Raw genomic sequence first — 19,520 nt, forward strand, 5'->3', positions numbered from 1 at the left:
GAACCGTGTTGTATCGCGGCTACCTGAGCCTTGTCGACCGTCTCCCCCTGCCGTCGCTGCGGACGCAGAAGATCATCGCGTTCCTCACGATTCTCACCCAGGGCGGCATCGCCGTGACCGGCTCGGTCGTCCGCGTCACCGCCTCCGGACTGGGTTGCCCGACCTGGCCGCAGTGCTTCCCCGGGTCGCTGGTCCCGGTGGGTGTGTCGAGCGGGGTGAACACCCTGCACCAGGTGGTCGAGTTCGGCAACCGGCTACTGACCTTCGTGGTCGTGGCCGTCGCAGCCGCGATCGTGCTGGCCGTCACCCGCGCACGGCGCCGCAAGGAGGTCATCGCCTGGGCATGGGTGATGCCCGCGGGCACCGTGCTGCAGGCCGTCATCGGCGGCATCACCGTCCTGGCCGGTCTCGCCTGGTGGACGGTCGCGATCCACCTGCTCGCGTCGATGCTCATGGTGTGGCTGGCGACAGTGCTCTACGCGAAGGTGAGCGAACCGGACGACGGCACGGTGGTGCAGGTATTGCCCCAGCCGCTGCGCCGACTCACCGCCCTGTCGGGTGTCGCGCTCGCCGTGGTCCTCGTGCTCGGCACGATGGTCACCGGCGCCGGACCGCACGCCGGAGACAAGAGCGTCGACAGACCCGTCCCGCGCCTCGCGCTCGACATCACCAATCTCGTCCACCTGCACGCCGAAGCGCTCGTCGGCTATCTCGCGCTGCTGATCGGCCTCACCTTCGCCGTCTACGCGGTCCATGCACCCCGAGCCGTCACCCTACGTCTGAAGGTCGTCCTCGCACTGGTGGTCGCGCAGGCCGGCATCGGCCTCGTCCAGTTCTGGACGGACGTGCCTGCCGTGCTGGTCGTCTTCCACGTCGCCGGCGCCGGACTGTGCACGGCGGCGACCGCCGCGGTCTGGGCGGCCGGACGGACGCGCACGACCGCACCGGATCGCGAGCCCGTTCCGGCCTGACCGTTCGACGACGCGGCCCCTCCCCGGATTTCCGGGAAGGGGCCGCGTGTCGTCGTACGGGGAACGGGCGGTCAGCGCTCGTTGCGGGCCTTCGGGAACTTCGTCTGACGTGCCACCCAGCCGGCCATCTTCGCCCAGTGACCCTTCTGCGGGTTGGCGATGCTGGTGACCTCGCGGTCCCACTCGGAGACGGTGACGTCGGGGATCTCCTCGACGATGGCGCGCGCCGTCGGGAGGTCCTTCGCGACGCGGTCGCCGAGGGTGCCGTCGGCGGCGACCACGGTGATCCGGACGCCGGACAGACCGATCGGCTGCAGCACGGCCTTCCCGGAACCTCCGTGCTCGGCGACGAAGCTGCGGATGGACGAGACGATGTCGGCCGGTGCGGCCACGACCTGTGTTTCGACGCTCATGTCTGCAGAATACTGTGAGCGCTATGCACGCAATCGAAGTGGCACAGCACGGAGGCCCCGACGTCCTCGTCCCTGTCGAACGACCCGACCCCTCGCCCGGACCGGGTGAGCTGCTGGTCCGCACCGACGCGATCGGCGTCAACTTCATCGACACCTACTTCCGCACCGGCCTCTACGGCACGGAGCTGCCGTACATCCCGGGCTCGGAGGGCACGGGCACGGTCGTCGCCCTCGGCGAGGGTGTGCGGGACACGGCGGTCGGCGACCGAGTGTCGTGGTGCGAGGCACCCGGCTCGTACGCCGAACTGGTCCGCGTCCGCGAGCAGGTCGCCGTGCCGGTCCCGGACTCGGTGCCGGCCGAGCAGGCCGCCTCGGTCCTCCTGCAGGGCATGACCGCGCACTACCTGCTGAACTCCGTCCACCCGGCACAGCCCGGCGAGACGGTGCTCGTCCACGCCGGTGCCGGTGGTGTGGGGTTGATCCTGACGCAACTCGCCGTCGCGAAGGGCGTGCGGGTGATCACCACGGTGTCCTCCGACGAGAAGGAGGCCCTGTCGCGCGAGGCCGGTGCCACGGAGGTGCTGCGCTACGGAGACGACCTCGCCGAGAAGGTGCGCGAGCTCACCGACGGTGAGGGGGTGGCCGCGGCCTACGACGGTGTCGGTGCCGCGACCTTCGAGGNGAGGCGTCGCTGGCGTCCGTCCGCGTGCGCGGCACGGTCGCGCTGTTCGGTGCCGCGAGCGGACCCGTCCCGCCCTTCGACCTGCAGCGGCTGAACCCGGCGGGTTCGCTGTTCGTCACACGGCCGACCCTCGTGCACTACACCCGCGACCGCGAGGAGCTTCTGTGGCGTGCGGGCGACGTGCTCGCGGCGCTGGCCGACGGGTCGCTGAAGCTCCGCGTCGGAGCGAGCTATCCCCTCGCCGAGGCCGCCCGCGCCCACGCCGATCTCGAAGGACGCCGGACCACCGGATCGATCGTCCTGATCCCGTGATCTCCCCACCCGACACGACGAACGCCCCGGTCGATCGGCCGGGGCGTTCGTCGAGCGTGGGTCAGAAGTACGAGCCGATCGTGGGTAGTGCGAGCACGGAGTCGATCGCCAGGCCCAGGCACACCACCGCGAGGTAGTTGTTGGACTGCAGGAACAACTTGAGCGGCTTGACCGACGCCCCACCGCGCACGCTGTTGAACAGCTGGTGCGCGACGATCAGGAACCAGGCCCCCGCGAGCAGCGCGACGGCCGCGTAGATCACACCGGCGGCCGGGACGATCACCAGCGTCGCGATCACGGTCGCCCAGGTGTAGAGCACGATCTGCTTCGTGACGTGCTGCTCGGTGGCGATGACCGGCAGCATCGGCACGCCGGCGGCCTTGTAGTCCTCCTTGTAGCGCATCGCGAGCGCCCAGGTGTGCGGCGGCGTCCAGAAGAAGATGACCAGGAACAACACGATGGGTTCCCAGCTCAGCGAACCCGTCACAGCGGCCCAGCCGACCATCACGGGCATACATCCGGCGGCCCCGCCCCAGACCACGTTCTGCCAGGTCCGGCGTTTGAGCACCATCGTGTACACGAGCACGTAGAACGCGATCGTCGCCACGACCAGCAGTCCGGCCAACAGGTTGGCCCGCCACCACAACCATGCGAACGACGCGATCCCGAGCACCATGCCGAAGACGAAGGCGTTGCGTGTCGGCACCGTCTGCCGGGCGAGCGGACGCAACGCGGTGCGTTTCATCACCTTGTCGATGTCGGCGTCGACGACGCAGTTGAGCGAGTTGGCGCTCGCCGCACCCATCCAGCCGCCGAACAGGGTGCTCAGGATGAGCACGATGTCGACGTTGCCGCGGTCGGCGAACAGCATCGCGGGAATGGTCGCGACCAGCAGGAGTTCGATCACCCGCGGCTTGGTCAACGCGATGTAGGCGAGGACGGTGCCGGAGATCCGGCCCCACGCGGTGTCGGGGCGCGGGGCGCTCGGCGCTTCGGGGGCGCCGAAGCCGTGTCCTCCCGGCCGTCGCCCTGCCCGCACACTGTCTCCTTGTCCCACGCGGATCCGCACCTTCGTTTCGCCCGTTCACGGTCGCCCGGTTCCGGACGCTCCTCTACTACGAACGATGGTAGACCGGACCGTTGCCCGGACCGAATCGACCCGTTCGGAGCAGCGCACTAGTCTGAAGTAGCGCGCGGGCCGACTTCCACCCGCCGGGACCCCGTACACCCATGTCAGGAGACTTCAAGCTCGTGTCGATCACAGACGAGATCCGCACCCTCACCCAGCCTGCGCATCCTGCCGACTGGACCGACCTGGACACCAAGGCCGTCGACACCGCGCGCGTGCTCGCCGCCGACGCCGTGCAGAAGGTCGGAAACGGGCATCCCGGTACCGCGATGAGCCTCGCTCCCCTCGCGTACACCCTCTTCCAGCGTGTGATGCGCCACGATCCGACCGACCCCGAGTGGGTCGGCCGTGACCGCTTCGTGCTCTCGTGCGGACATTCGAGCCTGACGCTGTACACCCAGCTGTACCTGTCCGGCTACGGACTCGAGCTCGCCGACCTCGAAGCGCTGCGCACGTGGGGTTCGCTCACCCCGGGCCACCCCGAGTACGGCCACACCGCCGGCGTCGAGATGACCACCGGCCCGCTGGGTCAGGGTCTGGCCTCCGCCGTGGGCATGGCGATGGCCGCCCGCCGCGAGCGCGGTCTGTTCGATCCCGAGGCGCCCGCCGGCTCGAGCCCGTTCGACCACTACGTCTACGTGATCGCGTCCGACGGCGACATCGAGGAGGGCGTGACCTCCGAGGCGTCCTCGCTCGCCGGTGTCCAGCAGCTCGGCAACCTGATCGTCTTCTACGACGACAACAAGATCTCCATCGAGCACGACACCACGATCGCTCTCGGTGAGGACGTCTCCAAGCGCTACGAGGCATACGGCTGGCACGTGCAGACCGTCGAGGGCGGCGAGAACGTCACCGCGCTGCTCGAGGCCGTCGAGGCCGCGAAGGCGGTCACCGACCGTCCGTCCTTCGTCTCCGTCCGCACGATCATCGGCTACCCGGCGCCGACGAAGATGAACAGCGGCGACGCGCACGGTGCCGCGCTCGGCGCCGACGAGGTCGCCGAGATCAAGAAGATCCTCGGCTTCGACCCCGAGAAGAACTTCGACGTCGACCCGGCCGTGATCGAGCACGCCCGGCAGGTCGTGACGCGCGGCACCGAGGCACGCGCCGCATGGCAGGCCGACTTCGACGCGTGGGCCGCCCGCGAGCCGCAGCGCAAGGAACTGTTCGACCGCCTGCACGCCGGTGAGTTCCCGGAGGGCTGGGTCGACGCACTGCCGACCTACGAGCCCACCGAGAGCGGTCCCGCGACCCGCTCGGCGTCCGGCAAGGCCCTCGCCGCGCTCGGACCGGTGCTGCCCGAGCTGTGGGGCGGTTCCGCCGACCTCGCCGGCAGCAACAACACGACGATTCCCGGTTCCGACTCCTTCGGTCCCGAGTCGATCTCCACGAAGGACTGGAACGCGCAGCCCTACGGACGCACCCTGCACTTCGGTGTCCGCGAGCACGCGATGGGATCGATCCTCAACGGCATCGCCCTGCACGGCCCGACCCGCCCCTACGGCGGCACCTTCCTCGTCTTCTCCGACTACATGCGGCCCGCGGTGCGTCTCGCGGCCCTCATGCAGACCCCGGCGATCTACGTGTGGACGCACGACTCGATCGGTCTCGGTGAGGACGGCCCGACGCACCAGCCGATCGAGCACCTCGCGGCGCTGCGCGCGATCCCGAATCTCGCCGTGATCCGCCCGGCCGACGCCAACGAGACGTCGTTCGCGTGGAAGGCCGCGCTGGAGAACCGCACCGGCCCGACCGCTCTGGCGCTGACCCGTCAGAACGTGCCGGTGCTCGAGGGCACGCGGGAGAAGGCCGCCGAGGGTGTCGCCCGCGGTGCCTACATCCTGGCCGAGGCCTCGTCGGGCACCCCGGAGGTCGTGATCCTCGCGACCGGTTCCGAGGTCCAGCTCGCCGTCGCCGCCCGCGAGACCCTCGAGGCCGACGGTGTGCCCACCCGCGTCGTCTCGGTGCCGGTGCTCGACCGGTTCCTCGAGCAGGACCAGGCCTACCGCGACGAGGTGCTGCCCCCGTCGGTGCGCGCCCGCGTGTCCGTCGAGGCCGGTCTCGCGATGCCGTGGTACCGCCTCATCGGCGACGCCGGTGAGCCGGTCTCGCTCGAGCACTACGGCGCCTCCGCCGACTACAAGACCCTGTACCGCGAGTTCGGCATCACTGCCGAGGCCGTCGTCGACGCCGCGCGTCGCTCGCTGACCCGAGTGAAGGGATGATCCGATGACCCAGCAGACCTCCACGCAGAACGCTGCGCTGGCCGAACTGTCCGCCCAGGGTGTCTCGGTGTGGCTGGACGACCTGTCCCGCGACCTCATCGACTCCGGCAAGCTCGCCGAGCTCGTCGCGACCCGCAGTGTCGTGGGTGTGACGACCAACCCGTCGATCTTCCAGGCCGCCCTGTCGAAGGGCCACGCCTACGACGCGCAGATCCGCGATCTCGCTGCCGCCGGTGCCGACGCCACCGAGGCGATCCGCACCGTCACCACCGACGACGTGCGCGCGGCCTGCGACGTCCTCGCGCCGGTGTTCGAGGCCACGGACGGCCTCGACGGACGGGTGTCGATCGAGGTCGACCCGCGTCTGGCGCACAAGACGGACGAGACCGTCCAGCAGGCCCTCGAGCTGTGGCGCATCGTCGACCGCCCGAACCTGTTCATCAAGATCCCGGCGACGGTGGCGGGTCTGCCGGCCATCGCCCGGGTGATCGGTGAAGGTGTCAGCGTCAACGTCACGCTGATCTTCTCGGTCGAGCGCTACGAGCGGGTCATCGAGGCCTACCTCGACGGCCTGACCGCGGCGAAGGCCTCCGGTCACGACCTGTCGAAGATCCGCTCGGTCGCGTCGTTCTTCGTCTCGCGTGTCGACACCGAGATCGACCCGCGCCTCGAGGAGATCGGCACCGATCAGGCGCTGGCGCTGCGCGGCAAGGCCGGTCTCGCCAACGCGCGGCTCGCGTACGGCGCCTACCAGCGCGCGTTCGAGGGCGGGACGCGGTTCGAGCAGCTCACCGAGGCGGGTGCCGTTCCCCAGCGTGCGCTGTGGGCGTCGACGGGTGTGAAGAACCCCGACTACCCCGACACCCTCTACGTCACCGAGCTGGTCGCGCCGAACACCGTGAACACGATGCCGGAGAAGACCCTCGAGGCCGTCGCCGACCACGGTGAGGTCACGGGCGACACCGTCACCCGCAGCATCGCCGCCTCCCAGCAGGTCTTCGACGCGCTGGCATCGGTCGGTGTGGATCTCCCCGACGTCTTCCGCAAGCTCGAGGACGAGGGAGTGGAGAAGTTCGTCGTGTCGTGGAAGGACCTGCTCGCGGCGACGGCGGAACAGCTCGCGGCTCACGCGCCGGGCGCGGAGGGCTGAACGTGCCCGAATCCGGTGCGGCGGAGTGGGTGAATCCGCTCCGGGACAACAGAGATCGCAGACTGCCCCGTATCGCCGGCCCGTGCGCGCTGGTGATCTTCGGCGTGACCGGCGATCTGGCCCGGCGCAAGTTGATGCCCGCCGTCTACGATCTCGCCAACCGCGGCCTCCTGCCGCCCGGATTCGCGCTCGTCGGTTTCGCCCGGAGGGACTGGGCCGACGAGGATTTCGGTCAGGTGGTCCACGACGCGGTGCGTGAGCATTCGCGTACTCCCTTCCGCGAGGAGGTCTGGCAGCGCCTCGCGGAGGGGATCCGCTTCGTGCAGGGCACCTTCGACGACGATGCGGCGTTCGCGGAACTCGCGACGACCCTCGAGAAGCTCGACCGCAAGCGCGGTACGGGCGGCAACCACGCGTTCTACCTGTCGGTCCCCCCGGACGCCTTCCCCGTGGTGTGCGGGCAGCTGTCGCGTTCGGGTCTGGCCGCGCAACGCAACGGCTCGTGGAGCCGCGTCGTGATCGAGAAGCCCTTCGGGCACGACCTCGAGAGCGCACGCGAACTCAATTCGGTTGTCGGTGAGGTGTTCTCCGAGGAATCCGTCTTCCGCATCGACCACTATCTCGGCAAGGAGACGGTCCAGAACATCCTCGCGTTGCGTTTCGCGAACCAGATGTTCGAGCCGGTGTGGAACGCGCACTACGTCGACCACGTGCAGATCACGATGGCCGAGGACATCGGCCTCGGTGGTCGCGCCGGCTACTACGACGGCATCGGCGCGGCGCGCGACGTCATCCAGAACCACCTCCTGCAGCTGCTCGCCTTCACCGCGATGGAGGAGCCGGTGAGCTTCGCGGCGTCTGAGCTGCACGCGGAGAAGATCAAGGTGCTGTCGGCGACCCGGCCGGCGGAGCCGCTCGACGAGACCACCGCACGCGGTCAGTACGCAGCCGGGTGGCAGGGCGGCGAGCAGGTCGTCGGTCTGCTCGAGGAGAAGGGCTTCGCTGCGGATTCGATCACCGAGACGTACGCGGCCATCACCCTCGAGGTCGACACCCGCCGCTGGGCCGGTGTGCCCTTCTATCTGCGCACCGGCAAGCGCCTCGGACGCCGCGTCACCGAGATCGCAGTGGTCTTCAAGCGCGCCCCGCACCTGCCGTTCGACAAGACCATGACCGAGGAACTCGGCCAGAACGCGCTGGTGATCCGCGTGCAGCCCGACGAGGGCATCACGATGCGCTTCGGGTCGAAGGTGCCCGGCTCCGAGATGGAGGTCCGGGACGTGAACATGGACTTCAGCTACGGCCAGGCGTTCACGGTCTCCTCCCCCGAGGCCTACGAGCGGCTGATCCTCGACGTTCTCCTCGGTGTCCCGTCGCTGTTCCCGGTGGACGAGGAAGTCGAATTGTCCTGGAAGATCCTCGATCCGGTGCTCGAGCACTGGGCGGCGAACGGGCGACCGGAGCCCTACGAGTCCGGTACCTGGGGTCCGCATTCGGCCGACGAGATGCTGCGGCGTACCGGCCGGGAATGGAGGCGTCCGTGAGGCTCCAGTTGCGCAACACCTCCGCGAATGCCATCAGCCGCAAGCTGGTGGAGCTGCGACGGTCGAGTGGAATGGTCACGCAGGGACGTGTTCTCACGTTCATCGTGTGCGCCGGCGACGCGCGGGGCCTCGACGCCGCGATCACGGCCGCCACCGAGGCGTCGAAGGAACATCCCTGCCGCGTCATCGTCGTCGGTCGCGGACGACAGGACGGTCCGTCGCGGCTCGACGCGGAGATCCGGGTCGCCGGTGAAGCGGGCGCCTCCGAAGCCTTGATCCTCGCCCTGCACGGCGAACTCGGTGAACATCAGGAATCGGTCGTGGTGCCGTTCCTCCTTCCGGACACCCCCGTCGTCGCGTGGTGGCCCAACCAGGCCCCCGCGGTCCCGGCCGAGGACCCGGTGGGTCGCCTCGCCGTCCGCCGCATCACCGACGTGACCAACTCCGACGACCCGCGTGCCGATCTCGCGACCCGCCTGTCCGGTTACCGGCCGGGCGACACGGATCTGGCCTGGGCCCGCATCACCTACTGGCGGGCGCTGCTGGTCTCGGCACTCGATCAGCCGCCCTACGAGCCGGTGCTCTCGGCGCGCGTGTCGGGTCTGCGGACCGAGCCGGCCGTGGATCTGATCGCGGGCTGGCTCGCGAGCCGTCTCGACTGCCCCGTCGAGCGAGCTATCGGCGAGCTGAGGGTGGAACTGCGCACGGCGTCGCAGACGATCGCTCTGGAACGCCCGCAGGAAGGTCGCGTGGCGACCCTCGAACGCACCCACAAGCCCGATTCGCTGATCAGCCTGGCGCGCCGGAACTCGGCCGAATGTCTCGCCGAGGAACTGCGTCGCCTCGATCCCGACGAAGTCTACGAAGCCGCGTTGTCGGCCCTGCCGAAGGTGGATTATGTCTGACACGGTCCGCACTCCGTCCGAGATCCGGCGTTTCGCCGACGCCGACGAGGTCGCCCGCGCCGCGGCGTCCGCCTTCGTCGATGCCGTCGTCGCCGCGCAGCGCGAGCGGGTGCAGGCCCACGTCGTGCTCACCGGCGGCGGTACCGGTATCGCGATGCTCGAGAACGTGCGGCGCGACCAGGGCGCCATCGACTGGTCGGCGGTGAACATCTACTTCGGCGACGAGCGTTTCCTGCCGCCCGGCGATCCGGATCGCAACGAGGTGCAGGCCCGTGAGGCTCTGCTCGACCACGTGCCGATCGACCCGGCCCGCATCCATACCATGCCGGCGCTCGGCGAGGACGGGTGCAGCACACCGCAGGACTCGGCCCAGCGTTACGCCGAACTCCTCGCGGCGCACTCCCCCGACGGCACCGCACCGGTCTTCGACGTGCACCTGCTCGGCATGGGCGGTGAGGGACACATCAATTCGCTGTTCCCCCACACCGGCGCGGTGCGCGAGTCCGAGCGTTTCGTGGTGGGTGTCGACGACTCCCCGAAGCCGCCGCCGGCCCGGGTGACGCTGACGCTGCCCGCCGTGCAGCGGGCGCGGCAGGTCTGGTTGCTGGTCACCGGTGATGCCAAGGCAGAGGCCGTCGCGGCGGCAGTGGGTGGCGCCGCCCCGGAGGACTTCCCCTCCGCCGGCGCCCGCGGCACCGAACGCACCGTGTGGTTCGTCGATCCGGCTGCCGCAGCGCAACTCCCGGCCTCATGACCGAGCAGAGCCGCGGGACCCGCCCGACCAACACCGGTGCCGTCGAACGCGCCACCGGCCGCAGTTGGGACAGCTGGGTCGCGCGGCTCACCGAACTCGGCGCCGCCGAACTGCGCCACGCCGAGATCGTTCCCCACATCCAGCGCGATCTCGAGGACCTCGGCGTCGAGAACGCGGGCTGGTGGGCCCAGTCGATCACCGTCGGTTACGAACAGCACATCGGCCGCCGCGTGCCGGGCCAGCAGGCCGACGGCACGTTCTCGGCGGGTGTGGGCCGCACCGTCACCGGCACTCTCGACGAGGCGCTCGCCGGCTGGCAGGCCGCCGTGCGCGACCGCGGTGACTTCGCCGGTCGCGTCGTGACCGGCGAACCGTCGGTCTCGTCGACACCCAAATGGCGATACTGGCGGTGCGCCCTCGACGACGGCACCCGCGTCGAGGTCACCATCGGCGAGTCGGGTCCCGGGAAGTGCCGTATCGCCGTGGCGAACAACCGTCTCGTCGATCCCGACGACGTCGCCACCCTCAAGGAGTTCTGGCGTACGGTCCTCGCCGACGTGACGGTGGCATCCTGACGCCGTGATCGGCGATCCGGCCGTCACGCGCCGGCGCCGTCGAAGTCGGGATCGTCGGCCTCGTCCGTCTCCGCCCGTGGATTCCCGGAGGATTCGTCGACGCCATGGTCGTCGAGACCGGTTCGCACGCACCGCATCCGATTCATCGAACGCGGACCTGCCGTCGAGCGCAGCGCGCGCAGTGGTGATCGACCCGGGACACATCGCACCGTTCGTGGGTCCATGCCGGTGAGCTCCTCCCGTCGTGGACCGTTGTCGTCACGGCCCTCTGTCTCGTTCGACGCGCCGGGACGCCCGACGGTTCCACTCGGGACGAAATCGGCCGTTCCGATCCGGGGAGCGAACGGTCAGATATCCCGTTCGATCACCGCCGCGGTGACGCGGTCGTCGATCGAGGACACCGGGTTCTCCCGTGCCACCCAGGGATCGCCACCGAAGTACTTCGCGAAGATCTTCTCCGCCGTGCGGGTGGCGATCGCCTGTGTCGTCAACGTCGGGTTCGGGCCACCGAGGCTGTTGGCGAGCGCCGAGTTGTCGGCGACGAACAGCCTTTTCACCCACCGGGCCTCCGCGTCGGCGTCGAGCACCGAATCCCGGTCGCTCACCCCCATCCTCATGCTCGACTGCGAGTGCAGGATCAGCGGCGGCCAGTCGCAGCGATGCACCCTCTTCGCGCCCGCCGCCCTCATCAACTCGACGGCCTTGCGGGTCGCGTAGTCACGATTGCGGCGGGTACGAGCCGATCGCCGACGATGCTGCACGGTCACGCGCGGCGCCAGACCTGCTTCGTCCGGATACAGGATCGGCGAGAGCGTCACGCGGTTGTCCGGTTCGACGTCGTCGTCCGAGATGACGAGCGCCGCGAGGACGCGGTCGGTGTCGGCCATCGTGTCGAGCAGGTCGCGTCCGACGAGCCGACCCACACTGTCGGCCCCTGCGGAATCGACGACGCCTCCGGCACGTCCGTACCCGTGGATGCCGGAGTCGCTGAAGTTCAGCGCATACGCGATCAACGCCGGGGGCAGGCCGACCTGCTCGATCCCGCCGTAGCCGGGCAGATCGACGCGCGCGTTGGATCCCGGTCCGCGCGTCTGCCCGGTGTACTCGTCGAAGACGCCGAAGACCGCGTCCATGTGGTGGTCGGTGAGGCCACGGCCGACCCATCCGTTCGGATTGGGCAGCGTCGAGTTCAGCCACAATCTCGGGCTCTCGATGCACCCGCCCGCCAGCACCACCACCGGGGCGGTCGCCTCGTGCTCCTCCCCCGCTGTCGTGAACCGCACGCCGCGTGCCACGGTCTCCCCGTTCACCTCTTCGACGAGGATCTCGGAGACCACCGCATCGGCGATCAGGGTGACGGCACGCCCCTGGGATGACCACGCGTCGGCGGTGAGCATCATCGGGACATACGAGTTGTCGGTGGACCGTTTGGCCTTGAGATTGCGCGGCGCCCCCAGCGGCAGATAACAGCCCTGATAGCAGTGCCCGCACATCGTGCAGCCCCGCGCTTCGGGATGGTGCAGACGCGCGCGGTCTCGGGTGCGGCCGGCGGTGCCACCGGGTTGGAGGATCGCGTTCTGCTGGGCGCGGTGGGCGGGCCCGGTGGTGTCGAGCGAGGTCTGGTGCGGCAGCCCCATCGCCGCTGCACCTCGCAGGAACACCTGCTCCTTGGCGCCCATCGGTGCGGTCTGTACGGGCAGCGTGGCCTCCACCCACTCGTAGTAGGGACGCAGCTCGTCGTATCCGAAGGGGAACAGGTGCGCCGTGTCGTACATGTCGCGGTCGGCGCCGTCGTATCCGGAGAACGCGCCGGGTGCCGCCCGCGGCGAGTTGCCGAAGAAGTGGAGCGTGGTGCCACCGACGCCGGACACCTGCCACACGAACGAGTTCTGGGGCAGATCACGGAGCCAGGGCGTGCCCGAGCGGTCTCCGGGGCCGTGGCGGAACAGCCCGGTGATCGGATTGTTGATGTCGTCCTCGAAGTGGGTCCACTCGTTCTCCGGGTCGGCGAAACGGGGTCCCGCCTCGAGAACGAGCACGTCCAGGCCGCGCGCTGCGAGTTCCTTTGCCACGACGGGCCCGCCGCCTCCGGCCCCGATGACGATGACGTCGGTCATTTATCCCCTACCTCGTCGATTCCGCCGTAGTAACCCAGGAACTCGTCCCACCCGTCGCTCGGCCCGGCATAGCGGCTCAGCTCCCAGCCGACCGGGCGTCCCGTGACCTCGCGCCGGGCGCGGTCGTACGCGGAGACCTCCGAGAACGCCGCGAAGGCTGCCAGGGTGGGAATCGCGTTGACCACGAATTTCAGTACCAGACCCTCGAAACGCGGGTCGGTGTCGAGCCATTCGAAGACCTGCGCCTTCGCGGCATGGCTCAGGTTCGCGAAGGGCGCCGCGAACGGCCCACTCACCGAACGCGGGTCGGCGGTGACACCGAAGGTGTTGAGCAGCACCGCGATCGCCGCAGCACCGGGCAGGTTGCCCGCCTCGGGTCCGAGCAGCGGCATCGGCGATGCCTGGTCCAGGGTTCGCTCGAGGGATTCCGCCGTGCCGACGGTGACGCCGCCGGGCCGGTCGGTCCACACGCCCTGCTGGTGCGAGTACGGGTCGTTGCCGGGTACGACGAACGCGAGCACCCCGTTGATCGTGTCGCGCACGGGAGGCGTCTCGCTCAGCGGACTCGCGTTCACCTCCCGCGCGAACACTTCGGCGATGCCGACCAACGCTGCCATCGTCGCGGCCATCCCGGCGAGAAAACGCCGTCTGTTCCAGTACCCATGCTGCGGGTCGTCCACGTCGCCCCCTCGTCGTTTCCGTGGTGCAGCGTACGAGATGTCACGGAACGGTTGCGGTATTTCGTCCGAATCGCCCCTCGGTCGCACGGACCGGCGGAGCGAGAAGGGAAATCGGGTAGCCCGCTACCCGTGCCGTCCACACCCGAGGCGCGCAGGATTCGAACACGGGCCGATCGATGCAACGGAGTGAGAACCATGTTGCAGAAGAGGGAAGACAGCCGGTTCGCGAAGATCTGGAAGCGGCGCCGCAACCAGGGAGACAGCCCAGCCGCGCCTCCCGGGTTCACGCTGCGCAACGCGACGCCTACACGACTGCACATCACCCACATGGACGGCCGAACACTCGTGTTCGCGCCACTCGAACGTCGTGTGCCGACCGAACCCGAAGAACAGTGGCCATGGGAGGGTCTGATACATCGCGGACTCGTGGTCCCTGTTCGGCCCCCGGTCGAGAAACGTCTCGACGGCGCGAAACCGCGTTCCCGCCGTCAACTGCACACGGTCACGCTGTGGTGCATGCTCGCGATCAGCGTCGTAGTCCCCGTCCTGGCGTTCCGGACCGGGCTGGTGCGAATCGCCGAGGCGCCGATCGTCGCCATCGTGTTCGTCGCAGTGGCGACGATGTTGCCGGGCCTGCTGTTCTTCCTGTTCGATCGCCAGCGCTCGAGCACGCTCCGTGACCGCTTCGAATGGCAGATCTTCCGGCTGGACCCGAATGTCCACACCCTGGCCGACGTGCAGGCGAAGTACGGCAGTCAGATGGACGAGGTCTTCTACGCCGCGGACGAACGAACCACGACGGTGAACGCCACCCAACGGCTGTGGCCCATCCTCGTTTCCACCGTCACCATCGCGTTGGGCTGGACCATGGCCTTGCATTCCCCCACGGCACCCGACACGAGCTTCTTCACTGCGCTCGCCGACCCACTTGCGTTCGCATTCCTGGGCGCATACTTCTTCTCCCTGAACACCTGTCTGCGCCGCTATTCCCGAAACGACCTGCGGCCCAAGGCATACAGCGCGATCACCGTGCGAGTGATCACCGTTGCCATCCTGGCCTGCCTGCTACAGGCCGTCGTCGGATCACCGGAGTCGCCGGTCTACGACGCCACCGTGCTTCCGTTGGCGTTCCTGATCGGCGTACTTCCCGAAACGGCGATGGTCCTGTTCCGCGAGACCCTGCGACACCGGCTTCTCCCCAAGGATCGTCGTGCCCTCGAAGAGCAGCTACCGCTGACCGACATCGAGGGGCTCGACCTCTACGACCAGGCCCGCCTGATCGACGAGGGCGTACCCAACGTCGAGGCCCTCGCGCACCACGATCTCGTGGACCTGTTGCTCGAAACGCGAATTCCGGTCGGGCGTCTCGTCGACTGGGTAGACCAGGCGATCCTGCGCCTCCACATCCTCGAACCGACGAAGACGGACGGTCCCGGCGACCTCGAGGGCACGGAAGTGTTGTCCGACCTGCGCACCCTGGGAATTCGCAGCGCGACCGACCTACTGGCAGCCAAACGACGATGCGCTCACCGCAAGGCTCTGGCCGACGCGATCGCCCGCCGTGGCGATTCTCCGGACACCGCCGAGAGCCGTCTGGAACTACTGACCGGCACGTTGTGCGACGACGAGTGGATCAGCTACATACAAGCCTGGCGTGATCGAACCTTGACGCCTGATCGGCACATAGAACTCGATGACCAGGGCGAGCCGGTGTCGGATGAGACGACGGCTCCCCACGACGACCTCAGCGGTTGCGGCGGTGACGACCACGCCTGCGGGCGGTGAATGATCGACATCGATGTGGGACTGACCCGACGCGACCCGATACAGGAAGACGCATGGATCCTGCACGCATGACGCCACGTCGTCCCCCCGAACCGCGCCGCCGGAGACACGCGGAGCGGTTGCGACCCACGACACAGCATCCGTCACCTTCGTCGACACCACAGTCGCTGCGGTCGGCGCCCTCTGGTTCTCCGGCCAGTCGTTACGCGCCAACGAGAACCAGTACGAACTCTCCGAGCAGGGACTCCTCACCGAGCGTTTCAGCAGAGCCATCGAACAGCTCGGTTCGTCGGCGCTCGACGTCCGTTTGGGCGCGGTCTATTCCCTCGAACGCCTGTCCCGCGACTCCGTTCCCGATCATCCGACGATCTTCGAGGTCTTGGGTGCTTTCGTCCGAACCCATTCCCCGTCACGCCGGGGTGCGCCGAATCGCCGGATCCCCTCACCGAGCCCCGCCCCTCGGTCGATGTGCAAGCGGCTCTCACGGCCATCGGACGACGGAACGCCGATCACGACGGGCCCGACGCGATCGATCTCTCGACGTCCTGCCTTGCCGGCGCCTCTCTGACCGATACAGACCTCTACGGTGCCGATCTGACCGAGACCGTGCTGACCTACGCCGATCTCCGGGGAACCGACCTCACGGCTGCTCTCCTGACCGACGTCGACCTCTACGGTGCCGACCTCACAGGCGCAACGTTGATCGGCACCGAGCTTCACGAGGCCGACCTGACCGGCATCGTGTACGACGCCAGCACCACGTGGAGCGATGGAACTGCACCGCCCGCGCCTGCGGTCCCCCGTTGAGTCGGGTATTACGTCTGTACGTACTCGGTCCGATCCGGTCCGGAGAAGATCGAGTAGCGCACTACTCGTGCTGATGCCTGCCGATGGCGCACACTGGGAATATCGATTCGGTGGACATGGAAGCGTCCACCCGTCCGAGGAGAAGTAATGCGAATGCAGAACATGGAGCGACGAGTATCGCATCGGTGATCCCGCCTTCCGGCGGTCCGATCCCGGCGTGCCCTCGCTTCGTGTTGCATTCCGTTCCGGCCCTGCCCTCGACTCCGTCGAGCGCCGACTTCTTCCAAGGACCCCGTCATGTCCTCGCACCATGCTGCAGTTCCGCAGCTCTCGTCACCGACGTCCGTCGATCCACCACCCACGCATCACGACATTCTCGCGGTGCTGCTTCCCCTGCTCGCCGCGCTGTTCGCGGCCTTGCTCTCGGGCACCGTCGCGATCCCGGCACTGCCCGCCGTCACGGCAGAACTCGGTGGCGGGTCCGTAGGCATGACCTGGATCATCACGGTCGCTCTCCTGGCCAACGCGACCACCACCCCGGTCTGGGGATCGATATCCGACCGCTACGACACACGCCTTCTCGTCCAGGCTGCTCTGCTGACGCTGACGGCAGGGTCGGTGGTCTCGGCCTGCGCTCCGGCCCTGTCCGTTCTCCTCGCCGGCCGCGTGGTGCAAGGGATCGGCCTCGGCGGCGTCGTGGCCGTCACCGTCGCGGTGCTCGGCGCTCTCATCCCGCCGCGGGAACAGGGCCGCTATGCCGGATACGGCGCCGTGGTCATGGCGGTGTCGATGGCCGGCGGTCCGCTCCTCGGCGGAGCCCTCGTCGATACGCCCCTCGGCTGGCGGGCCTGCTTCCTCGTTCCCGCGGCACCGGCCGCCGTGGCACTGGTCGCACTGCGACGCAGGTTGAAGCCGCGACCGCGCAGCTCGTCGGACGCGCCGATCGACTGGGTCGGCGGGGTACTGCTCACGGCCGGGGTGACGCTGGTGCTCGTGTGGGTCAGCGCCGGAGATGGGAGCCGGTCGTCGTGGCCGCAGGTCGGATACCTCGTCGTCGGCAGTGTCCTGCTCGTCGCTGGGCTCGCCGTCGAACGCCGCACTCCCGCACCTGTGGTGCCGGTGGATCTGCTCGGGCAGCGCACCGTGGCGTGCGCTCTGATCACGTCCGTGTCGTCCGGGTTCGCGTTCTATGCAGCGCTGTCCTTCCTCAGCGAGTACTTCCAGGCGGTGCGCCACCACACGGCCACTGCCACAGGGATCCTGCTGACCCCCTTGGTGTTCGGACTCGCATCGTCCTCCTTCGCCTCGGGTCGTCTCATCACCCGCTCCGGCAGGTGGAAGGCACTGCTCGTGGCCGGGTCCGTGCTCCAGGTCGCCGGATGCGCGATGCTCGCGTTCGCCGACGGCAACACCGCTCTGTGGTGGATCGAGCTTGCAGTCCTGCTGCTCGGTCTGGGAATCGGGGTCCTGTTGCAGAACCTCGTGACGCTGGTCCAGAACGCCGTCGCCCCGGAGCGTTTCGGAGCGGCCGGTGCGGCGGTCTTCTTCTTCCGCCTCATCGGAGCAGCCGTGGGTCTACCCCTCCTCGCCGCGACGGTCCCGCCTCACGGCGAGGGCACCGGCCGAGTCTTCCACCTGCTGTCGGCGCTGTCCGTCGTCGGACTCGTCGCGGTCGCGCTGCTGCCCAACCAACGGCTGCGCACCTCCTTCGCCACAGCGGAGGAACCATCGCGGTGAAACGGACCGCGCAGGCAGCCGGATGCAGGACAATTCCGGTAAGGCGAGCGCCCATCGAGAGGAGCCGTGATGAGCACGCCGAGGACGATCACAGGCGAAGTGAGCCCGGAGCGTGATTGCCCGAGCGACTCGTCGCTGGTGCGGTTGATCTACCACCGCAACTTCCTGCTCCCGATCGGTGAGGTCTGGGCGGCACTCACCGATTCGGAGAAGCTAGGTCGTTGGTACGGCACGTACACCGGCGACCCCGCCACAGGCCGTGTGCTCCTGGCCATGACGGACGACCACGACTCGGCCACCACCTATGTCGACATCCTCCGGTGTTCTCCCCCGGAGGGATTCGCCGTCGACGTGGACGGGTGGCAGCTCGAGGTGGTGCTGCGCCAGGTCGGGAAGGTCACCACCCTCGAGTTCACACACCGGCACGTCCCGCGCTCGGAGGCCGGAGAGATCGGGCCGGGGTGGCAGTACTACCTCGACCGCCTCGACGCAGCACTGGCCGGCACCCGCCCGCCGTTGTGGGACGACTACCTCGACCTGGTCGACGAATACCGCTGACCGGCGCCTTTCGCTGCAGTGATCCGCCCGACGAGCACCACCGGATTCGAGTAGCGCACTACCCGTGAGGCCTCCCGAGCCGCCTCCTAGCGTCGAATCCACCAGCCGGTCGCATTCAGGGAGTACTACGATGCCGCAGCCCGGAACGAACACACCACCGACAGAGATCGCGCAGAAGGTCGTCAGAAGGAAGGGGTCGAAGAACATCGTCCTGTGCTTCGACGGCACGGGAAACGAAATTCGGGCGAAGGGGAACACCAACGTCGTCCGCCTGTTCCGTGCGCTCGAGAACACGACAGGCGAACAGGTCACCTACTACGACCCCGGCGTCGGTACCTTCTCCTCCGCCGGCGCCTCGACGCGTGTGGGACAGAGGATCTCCCGCACGCTCGGCCTCGCGTTCGGCGTCGGTATCAAGACGAACCTCGCAGAGGCCTACACGTTCCTGATGAAGCAGTGGGAACCCGGCGATCGGATCTATCTCTTCGGGTTCAGCCGGGGTGCCCACACAGCACGTGCCTTCGCGGCGATGTTGCATCTCGTCGGACTTCCACGAGCGTCGTCCGAGAATCTCGTGCAGTACGCGATCGCCGCGTACGCCCGTCGCAGGTCCTGGGGCTCCGACGACTTCGCGTGCGCCGAACAGTTCGCGACGACCGTGTGCCGCGCGTCGAACGGGACGTTCTCCGTCCCCGTGCACTACCTCGGGATCTGGGACAGCGTCAGCGCACCCGGGATCTTCGAGAAGGACCACCACTTCGAGAAGACGGCGGAGTTGCCGAACGTGGAAGCCGGCCGGCACGCGATCTCCATCGACGAGTACCGCAGGCCGTACAAGGTGGACGAGGTCGCCAACGACCGGATCGAGGAGGTCTGGTTCACGGGCGTCCACTCCGACGTCGGCGGTGGATTCGAGGACTGCCGGCTCGCGGACATCTCGCTCCGCTGGGTCCTCGAGGGCGCCCTCGACCACGGCGTGCTCCTGCGCCGGACGGTGAGCCTGCGGCAGCTTCCGAAACCGGAGCAGACGAGCGCGACGGCGACGCCGACCCGGATGAGCCGCATCTGGTGGCTCATCGGGCGAGGAACTCGTGAGATCCTCGGCGGCGCACGATCGCCCGAAGGACTGAAGATCCACGAGAGCGTCAAGCTCCGGGAGGACGGTCTGGCGACCCG

Annotated in this window: 15 protein-coding genes and 2 pseudogenes; 13 read left to right on the top strand and 4 right to left on the bottom strand. The window is 68.6% G+C overall.

Annotation, left to right across the window (positions count from 1 at the left end):
• Positions 1–5: 5 nt before the first annotated feature.
• Positions 6–971 carry a COX15/CtaA family protein gene (locus ACLBYD_RS08865; protein ID WP_447816136.1) on the top strand — a complete coding sequence of 322 codons (966 nt, stop codon included), beginning with the start codon at positions 6–8 and terminating at the stop codon, positions 969–971.
• Positions 972–1,042: 71 nt separating this feature from the next.
• Here ACLBYD_RS08865 and ACLBYD_RS08870 read toward each other — a convergent pair whose 3' ends face one another.
• A complete protein-coding gene (locus ACLBYD_RS08870) occupies positions 1,043–1,384 on the bottom strand; it encodes a hypothetical protein (RefSeq protein WP_006551494.1) in 342 nt (113 codons plus the stop codon).
• Positions 1,385–1,407: 23 nt separating this feature from the next.
• On the opposite strand from ACLBYD_RS08870, the pseudogene ACLBYD_RS08875 reads away from it, so the two are divergent.
• Positions 1,408–2,378: pseudogene (locus ACLBYD_RS08875) on the top strand (quinone oxidoreductase family protein).
• Positions 2,379–2,439: 61 nt separating this feature from the next.
• On the opposite strand, the gene ACLBYD_RS08880 reads toward ACLBYD_RS08875, so the two are convergent.
• Positions 2,440–3,417 carry a heme o synthase gene (locus ACLBYD_RS08880; RefSeq protein ID WP_060653256.1) on the bottom strand — a complete coding sequence of 326 codons (978 nt, stop codon included), beginning with the start codon at positions 3,415–3,417 and terminating at the stop codon, positions 2,440–2,442.
• A gap of 212 nt (positions 3,418–3,629) precedes the next feature.
• On the opposite strand from ACLBYD_RS08880, the gene tkt reads away from it, so the two are divergent.
• Genes tkt through ACLBYD_RS08910 form a run of 6 tightly spaced genes read left to right on the top strand, consistent with a single transcriptional unit; the run spans position 3,630 to position 10,660 of the window.
• Positions 3,630–5,732 carry a transketolase gene (gene tkt, locus ACLBYD_RS08885; protein ID WP_447816137.1) on the top strand — a complete coding sequence of 701 codons (2,103 nt, stop codon included), beginning with the start codon at positions 3,630–3,632 and terminating at the stop codon, positions 5,730–5,732.
• 4 nt (positions 5,733–5,736) lie between these two features.
• The gene (gene tal, locus ACLBYD_RS08890; RefSeq protein ID WP_447816138.1) at positions 5,737–6,882 is read left to right on the top strand and encodes a transaldolase; all 1,146 of its coding nucleotides are present in this window, start codon (positions 5,737–5,739) and stop codon (positions 6,880–6,882) included.
• Positions 6,883–6,884: 2 nt separating this feature from the next.
• Entirely contained in the window at positions 6,885–8,426 is a 1,542-nt protein-coding gene (zwf, locus tag ACLBYD_RS08895; RefSeq protein ID WP_447816139.1) for a glucose-6-phosphate dehydrogenase, read from the top strand.
• Positions 8,411–9,331, top strand: coding sequence for a glucose-6-phosphate dehydrogenase assembly protein OpcA (gene opcA / locus ACLBYD_RS08900; RefSeq protein WP_016691715.1), 921 nt, complete (start codon positions 8,411–8,413; stop codon positions 9,329–9,331). Before zwf ends, opcA begins: the two co-directional genes overlap by 16 nt.
• Complete coding sequence (pgl, locus tag ACLBYD_RS08905; protein ID WP_447816140.1) at positions 9,324–10,085, top strand: 6-phosphogluconolactonase; 762 nt, start codon at positions 9,324–9,326, stop codon at positions 10,083–10,085. The genes opcA and pgl overlap by 8 nt, the downstream gene beginning before the upstream one ends.
• Entirely contained in the window at positions 10,082–10,660 is a 579-nt protein-coding gene (locus ACLBYD_RS08910) for a hypothetical protein (protein WP_447816141.1), read from the top strand. Before pgl ends, ACLBYD_RS08910 begins: the two co-directional genes overlap by 4 nt.
• A 347-nt stretch (positions 10,661–11,007) precedes the next feature.
• Here the strand turns inward: ACLBYD_RS08910 and ACLBYD_RS08915 are convergent, their stop codons facing one another.
• Positions 11,008–12,777: a GMC family oxidoreductase N-terminal domain-containing protein gene (locus tag ACLBYD_RS08915; protein ID WP_447816142.1), complete on the bottom strand. Its 1,770-nt coding sequence runs from the start codon at positions 12,775–12,777 to the stop codon at positions 11,008–11,010.
• Positions 12,774–13,457 carry a hypothetical protein gene (locus ACLBYD_RS08920; protein ID WP_447816143.1) on the bottom strand — a complete coding sequence of 228 codons (684 nt, stop codon included), beginning with the start codon at positions 13,455–13,457 and terminating at the stop codon, positions 12,774–12,776. The genes ACLBYD_RS08915 and ACLBYD_RS08920 overlap by 4 nt, the downstream gene beginning before the upstream one ends.
• A gap of 195 nt (positions 13,458–13,652) precedes the next feature.
• On the opposite strand from ACLBYD_RS08920, the gene ACLBYD_RS08925 reads away from it, so the two are divergent.
• From ACLBYD_RS08925 to ACLBYD_RS08945, 5 genes and pseudogenes are all read left to right on the top strand, one after another.
• A complete protein-coding gene (locus ACLBYD_RS08925; RefSeq protein WP_447816144.1) occupies positions 13,653–15,242 on the top strand; it encodes a hypothetical protein in 1,590 nt (529 codons plus the stop codon).
• 468 nt (positions 15,243–15,710) lie between these two features.
• Positions 15,711–16,049, top strand: a complete 339-nt coding sequence (locus ACLBYD_RS08930) for a pentapeptide repeat-containing protein (protein ID WP_447816145.1) — start codon at positions 15,711–15,713, stop codon at positions 16,047–16,049.
• A gap of 297 nt (positions 16,050–16,346) precedes the next feature.
• Positions 16,347–17,786, top strand: coding sequence for an MFS transporter (locus ACLBYD_RS08935; protein WP_447816146.1), 1,440 nt, complete (start codon positions 16,347–16,349; stop codon positions 17,784–17,786).
• A 69-nt stretch (positions 17,787–17,855) separates the two neighbouring features.
• The gene (locus tag ACLBYD_RS08940; RefSeq protein ID WP_447816147.1) at positions 17,856–18,344 is read left to right on the top strand and encodes an SRPBCC domain-containing protein; all 489 of its coding nucleotides are present in this window, start codon (positions 17,856–17,858) and stop codon (positions 18,342–18,344) included.
• Between the two features lie 130 nt (positions 18,345–18,474).
• Positions 18,475–19,290, top strand: a pseudogene (locus ACLBYD_RS08945) (DUF2235 domain-containing protein); the annotation flags it as partial.
• Positions 19,291–19,520: the final 230 nt, after the last annotated feature.

The sequence above is a fragment of the Rhodococcus sp. C26F genome (genome assembly GCF_053345925.1).